Origin of the sequence: Gelidibacter mesophilus DSM 14095, assembly GCF_000423005.1 — a bacterium.
GTDB lineage: Bacteria > Bacteroidota > Bacteroidia > Flavobacteriales > Flavobacteriaceae > Gelidibacter > Gelidibacter mesophilus.
Window position 1 is genome coordinate 1 of sequence record NZ_AUHD01000031.1, and the last position, 6,807, is coordinate 6,807.

The following is a 6,807-nucleotide window of genomic DNA, read 5'->3' on the forward strand; positions in this document are numbered from 1 at the left end:
TTTTTTGTCAAAGTAGTGTTTTTCGAGTTTCGCAACAATTTGTAATTCAGTCAGATTTGAGTCATTCGCATATTTTTCAATTTCCGATTTAATGTCTTTTAAATTACTCATAAGTCTCATTTTTAACGGTTCTGCTCAATGAATGCCAACGTGTTTGTGTATGATTAGTTGCGTGATTAAGCAACGAATTTAGTAAATAATCACGGAATAGAAAATCCGAAGGGATTTTCGTAAGTAAGCTAAAACCAAGCAATTAATTATACACGGTGTTGGCAGTAGTAGTTTCTTTTATTCGTACGTTTTATTTTTCGTTCAGTTCCAAATTTACACGTTTTGTTTTAATTCCGACGTTGTTTTTTGTGTTACTTTACTTAAAAATCAAAAAAAATTTTGAAATCTATTATTGCGTTTTATTCAGCCGTTGTTTTTCAGTTCGCAATATTCCACTAACTAATCGGTTTAAATTATTCACACAGTTTATAATTCTGACGTTGCAAATAAATTGGAAGTTGCGTTTTGAATTTGTGCTCTTAAAAACCAAAAAAAATTCCGAAAATAATTTCAGCGTTTTGATATTCGGTTGTTGTTGCTTTTCAATCCGCAATTTTTTTGCGAACAGTTCGGTTTAAATTTTTAGATTTTTTTAAATTCCAGCGTTGTGCTTTTCAGTCCGATTTGTTTTAAACTTCTCGTTTCAGAATTTTCCGTTCAGCTTTTAATTCTCACGTTGTAAATTCCGCACGAATTGGTTTTTTTGGCTTAAAATTCAGATTAATGATTGTTCGAGTTTTGAATTGGAAAACGCTGATTTTCTATTACTGCCAACGTGTTTGTATATGGTTTGTTGCGTGGTTAAGCACGTAATTTAGCAAATAAAAACCGAATAGAAAATCCGCGAGGATTTTCGTAAGTAGGCTAGAACTAGCAATAAATTATATACGGTGTTGTGTGTAGTTATTTTATTCTATTCACACTTATAACTCTATCCTGAATTTCTAAAAAATTCACAAAAGTCATAAAATATACTAATTTAAAAGTCGTGTCCTTAAACCTCTCTGTTAATGCTTTAATTATATGCTTTTCAGTTTTCATAAATTGTCTTTCATCTCCCCAAATTATTAGGATTTCAGAATTCCCATTGTTTTTGTCGTTATAAATTTTATCAACCGTTTCTTTAACATCTTCTTCAAAGATTAAAACATTATCAAACCCATAATCGATATAAATATTATTGTCTCCAAAGAAGTTGGATTTATTTCCATTTGGTACTGGATAAAGATTATAACCTTCTGCAATATCTTTAAATTCCGTTTTATTCAAGTAAAAATTCAGATACTCGTTCTTTGAAGTTAGTTTTCCAATATTTTCAGAAATTTTATCTGCAATTTCCTTCGCTAATTTTTTATACTTTTTTATTGGTGCTTTTGGGACTTCGTCACTATCCCAAGGTGTCCCTATTTGAATGTTAATTTTAATTGGCGGTTTATATATATCGCTGATAAATCCTGAAAGTTTTTCACAAATACGTTTTGCTTGATTAAACCTCGATAGATATTCACCTAAAACAAATTGAGTAACTTGTATTCCGTTAATTTTTCCATCTAAATGAATTAATAAATCGGGATTTTTATGGTCGTCTTTTTTGTTAGGCGAGAAGTATAAGACTTTTCTTTTTTCAACTTCTCGAAGATAATTAGTGAATAAATGTCCAATTAAATTCTCTACTTTTTCAGTTTCTTTTTCATCTACCCATTTCGGGTTGTTTTCTAATGCTCCATTTAACGAAAATGGTAACTTAAATCGACCAATCAGTTGAGTTTTTCCTTTGTTAAGATTTTTGTTGAATTGCAACATTTTCGGTCTGATTGGTTAATTACACACAACGGTTTTGTGTATGATTTCGTTGCGTGTTTAAGCACTAAAGTTAGCAAATAAATCACAGATAGAAAGTCCGCGAGGACTTTCGTAAGTAAGCCAGAACTAGCAATGAATTATACACGGTGTTGGCAAACGTATTTTATTTAACTATCTCAATTCCCAATTCTTTGAGTAGTGAATTATAACCATTAATTATTTGATTTATATATTCTTCACTTGTATTTCCAACATAAATTTTTCCAGAAGAGAACTTGAAGAAATCGTGTTCCTCTATTGAAAATTCATTTGAAATGTTTAAAAACTCTCTTACAGGTACAAAAGATATTCGATAATATGTTTTTGGTTCAGACCGAAGTTCAATAATTCTGTTATTCTTAAATTCAAGAGTATTTTGATTTAGTTCGGTTATAATGTTGAAAAATTTGCAATAAGAGATTTCACATCTTTCCATTTTTGATTTTGAAATGTCAATACTCTGAAAATCACAACAGAAAAAGCTAATATGCTTTGCTTCTTTTGGAAATTCAACTGAAATAAATTCAGAGAAAAAATGTTTTGAACCTGGATAAATAACACTTCCTGTGATTTTGTGTAGAAAGCAATTTGAAAATGAATTTATATATAGGTTTTCACATTCTATGAATCTTACATCTCTTAATTCGTAGAAATAAAAATATATTGGGTGACCTGTACAGTTTTTGAAAGTAGTGTTTTTAATTAAGCCCATCTTGTCTGCTTCTTTGCTTTCTTTCTCAAAAGCTTTTATAAACCTTAATTTCACATTAGGATTAATGAATTTAGTGTGATTAAAAGAGCAATTTTCAAATGAGGAATTAATAATTTTTAAAGGCATAAAACAGCCTGAAAAATTCACATTATTAAAATTTTTATTTTCGAATTTGCAATCTCTAAAATTTAGATTGCTTAAATCGCTTATTTTATTGTCAAAAACATTTGAATCAAATAAAAAGCTAATAATATTATCTACTAAATAATAATCAATATTTACGATTTCTTTCTCTTTAGAAGCTTCGGCTCTTAAAAAACTACAGAATAATTTGTGTACAATTTCTGCGTATTTTTCAGGGTCTTCTTCAGCGATAAAAACTAATTCTATAAAACCACCAATCACAACCGCTTGATTATTATTGCCTAGATGTTCAACAGCGATTTTAAATTGTTCATTAATTTGAGACTTTCTAGATAGCTCTATTTCTGTTGTTTGGTTTTCAATTATTTTATTTTGACCAATTAAAGTTTTTTGTTGAATTCTAACACTTTCCTCTGTTGAAGCTACTCTTTTATATGAAATATATAAACCAGCAATAATAACTATACCTCCCGCTATGCTAAAAATTAATTGTAGAGTTTTAGCATTTTTATCTGTTTCGTTTGGGTATAGCCATTGGGTCAGATATTGCCAATTTGAACCAAGTACTTTTCCGAAAATCAAAATTAATATAAGTAGTCCTACACAAATTAAAATTGTTGTTGATAATTTACTTTTGTTCATATAAGGCTTATTTGTGTATTGATTTTTTATATGTTTGCCAACGGTTTTGTGTATGATTAGTGGCGTGTTTAAGCACCTAATTTAGCAAATAAAAACTGAATAGAAAATCCGCAAGGATTTTCGTAAGTAGGCGAGAACCAAGCCATTAATTATACACGGTGTTGCCCACAGTATTTTATTCAGTCAGAAATTTTGTCGTATAGTTTATTACAAAATCGGAAATAAAAGATTTAATAAATTCATCATCGTTGTATTCATCGTTTTCTTTTAATTCCGCATACAGTTTTTTATATTCTTCTGTTTTTTCAAACACCTCAAATTGACGTTTTTTAAACTTTACAAATTCTTTATTATTATATTTTCGAGCCTCAATAAATTTCCCGTTTTCAATTTCGAGAAGCCAGTATTTACTATACGTTGATGCGTAACCTTGATGAACATATTGCACCATTTTTCCGTGTGGTAAAATCAGAATTCCAGTAAACCAATCGATTTTTACTTTTTCCTGTCTTGGAAAATACATTCTGTAGATTGAAACCCATTTTTCTTGAAAATTTCCATCGTCATCTCTATAACCAACTGGTCTTTTCATATCAGTTAGATATAATTCGTTTTCGATTATCTCAAAATGACCAACATATCCACGCCAAAGTGCTGTCGATACCATTTCTGGTCGATTTTCAGGATTTTTCTCGAAATATGGTTCTAATGGATTTGAGTTTAAATCGAACTCTTTTCCATTGTAAATAATCTTATCAGGATATTGAGCTGTAAATATACTTTCAGCTTTGGCAATCCCAATCGTCAGTACGATTATTATTATTGATAACGTTTTTTTCATATTGTGGGCAACGTGTTTGTATATGGTTTGTTGCGTGTTTTAAGCACTAAATTTAGTAAATATTTACCGACCAAGAAAGTCCGCGAGGACTTTCGTAAGTAGGCAAGAAGCCAGCAATAAATTATATACGGTGTTACCTGCTGGCTTTTTCCATGTTCATTAAATTTTCATATTCAGATAATGATTTCCATATATCCTTTATTTCGGGCCATACGTTATCAGTAAAATCTGTATCTGTGTTTACCAATACTAATTTCCCAATTCCAGTTTTAAGATTAAAATACATAGCCGTAAAGACTCCTGGGTCAGAACCATTATGACCAACCATATCATCTTTAATACTTAAAAATTCATCTCTAAATTCTATAAAAACTCCAAATTCTTCATCCGTTTCTGTATTGGTAAATTTCTGTTTTTCAAATAATTTTTTGTAACTTTCTTGGTGTAACAAAGTTCCTTTGCCTTTGTAACCTTTAATTAATTCAGATAAGAATAATCCTAAATCTTTACTTGATGTAATAAATCCGCCATCAGCGTAAGTAATTAGCGAATAATCGGCTATCATCATTTCTTTATTCGCAAACAATTTAGAACGTTTTGTGGTGTCGATACCTTTTGACGACCAACCAGAGGATGACATTTTTAAAGGGTTTAATATGTAGTCTTTTGTAAATGACTGATAATTCTGTCCAGTTGCAGATTCTATTATCTGTGCACAAAGAGCAGCAGCTATATTTGAATATTCCCTTTTTTCTCCCGGTTTTGTGTTGGAAAATGTTTCTTTAGTGTACCATTTTCCATTTTCAGTCAAGCTATTTTGAATAAATTCTACCAATGAAATTTTTGTTTCAGGTTTATTAAAATAATCAAATACACCTTCGTTTTCTTCGTGTTCAGATTTTTTTAAAACATACGATTTTGCGTAAATTTTGTCAAGGTCAATAATTGAAGATGTGTGATAAGCCAGATGTTTAATTAAAATTGGATTTTCAGGATAATTTGGGTTAATAATTTTGAAAGGCAAATATTTGTTGATTGGGTCATTAATATTTAATTTACCTAACTCTTGTGCTTTAAATAAGGAAATTCCTATTAGTGTTTTGGATATTGAAGCTATGTTTTGAATTGTACTTGATGTGTAAGGTTTATTTTGCTCAATATCTGTAAATCCAAATCCTTTGTCATAAATCAATCCATTTTCGTCCACTACAGATACTGAAAATCCAATAATCGCATCTTTATCAAAAGCTAATTGCAAGTTATTAGTCAATGTGTCATTTATAGCAGTATTATTTTTTTCGCTTGTTTTTTGGGTTTCTTTTTTTTGTTTACACGAAAATGTTATTGTTGAAAGAATGATGATTAAAAATAGATTTTTCATTTATCGGTTGTTTGTTTTGAATTCTGGTTGTTTTTTTAGCTTGCAGGTAACGTGTTTGTATATGGTTTGTTGCGTGTTTAAGCACATAATTTAGCAAATAAAAACCGAATAGAAAATCCGCGAGGATTTTCGTAAGTAGGCTAGAACTAGCAATAAATTATATACGTTGTTGGCGTGTCGTTTTTTATTTCCGTAATTCTTTTTCAGTCATTTCAGGATTATATCTCTTTCCGTCTTTGTCAAAACTCCAAACATTCAAAACTTCACGCAATTCTGGTAATTCAGTTTTTTCTGTCTTAACTTTTTGTTTAATAATTCTCCGAAATTTTCTGTTTGCGTCTTGTTTATTTTCCTTTTCAGACGTTGCTGTTGTAATTCCGTGAATTTTTGTTTTCTTTTTAGACCTACTCATAATTCAAGCATTTGCATATTTGTCAATCAATTCATAGAGTTTATCTTCTATAAATTCGGTTTTTTGAGATTCAAATACTTCTTTTGGTTTATCCCAATCATTGTCATAGATGACATATATTTTATAATTCTCTCTATAAAATCCAACATCTAAAATCGGTCCTTCTTGATAAATATGACTTAATTGTAAAATATCTTCTGTTTTTTCGGCAGTAACCAACCAATTTTCATCAGACACAAATCCGTTTTGGTCATATTCAATATTCCATTGATTTATGTTACTCGATATTTTACTGTTTTTAATCATTTTATCGATGTTTCTCAAATGCACGCCAACGTGTTTGTATATGGTTTGTTGCGTGGTTTAGCACATAATTTAGCAAATAAAAACCGAATAGAAAATCCGCGAGGATTTTCGTAAGTAGGCTAGAACTAGCAATAAATTATAGAGGTCAGTAGTTAGTTGCTTATTAATTCTGTCTGATATATTTTGTCTCTTTGCACCATTTTCACAATAAGATTGTTGAATATTGTGGCTTTGCTCTGTGAGCGGTTTATTCTAAAACAAAACTCATTAAAATACCTGTTTAGATTGTCAGGACTTACCCAGGAATAGGTTGTTCTTATCCAAGATTTGACCTGGTGTATCATTGTATGGAGCGCTTTAAAATTTAATCCCTTGTTACTTTCTATTTGTTTGATGTTGTAGGCTTTTGCAATGGGCCTGTAACCTCTCCATTTATCCGTTGTAACATTGGCTTCCCGGCTTATATGGTCGACAAA

General features: G+C 30.1%; 7 protein-coding genes. All 7 read right to left on the bottom strand.

The features are described from left to right. Nucleotides 1-954 precede the first annotated feature (954 nt). Nucleotides 955-1,854: a hypothetical protein gene (locus tag G525_RS0117495; RefSeq protein ID WP_027127293.1), complete on the bottom strand. Its 900-nt coding sequence runs from the start codon at nt 1,852-1,854 to the stop codon at nt 955-957. A gap of 163 nt (nt 1,855-2,017) precedes the next feature. After that, nucleotides 2,018-3,391 (bottom strand): pentapeptide repeat-containing protein, encoded by a 1,374-nt coding sequence (locus tag G525_RS0117500; protein ID WP_157491975.1) that lies wholly within the window; start codon nt 3,389-3,391, stop codon nt 2,018-2,020. Nucleotides 3,392-3,566: 175 nt separating this feature from the next. Continuing rightward, complete coding sequence (locus G525_RS0117505; protein WP_027127295.1) at nt 3,567-4,232, bottom strand: hypothetical protein; 666 nt, start codon at nt 4,230-4,232, stop codon at nt 3,567-3,569. A 133-nt stretch (nt 4,233-4,365) separates the two neighbouring features. Further along, complete coding sequence (locus G525_RS0117510) at nt 4,366-5,613, bottom strand: serine hydrolase domain-containing protein (protein WP_027127296.1); 1,248 nt, start codon at nt 5,611-5,613, stop codon at nt 4,366-4,368. A 184-nt stretch (nt 5,614-5,797) separates the two neighbouring features. Further along, complete coding sequence (locus G525_RS0117515) at nt 5,798-6,025, bottom strand: hypothetical protein (protein WP_027127297.1); 228 nt, start codon at nt 6,023-6,025, stop codon at nt 5,798-5,800. Nucleotides 6,026-6,028: 3 nt separating this feature from the next. Beyond that, on the bottom strand, nt 6,029-6,331 hold the full coding sequence (locus G525_RS0117520; protein ID WP_027127298.1) for a hypothetical protein: 303 nt from the start codon (nt 6,329-6,331) through the stop codon (nt 6,029-6,031). Between the two features lie 152 nt (nt 6,332-6,483). Further along, a partial coding sequence (locus tag G525_RS0117525; RefSeq protein WP_027127025.1) for a transposase occupies nt 6,484-6,807 on the bottom strand: 324 nt, incomplete at its 5' end.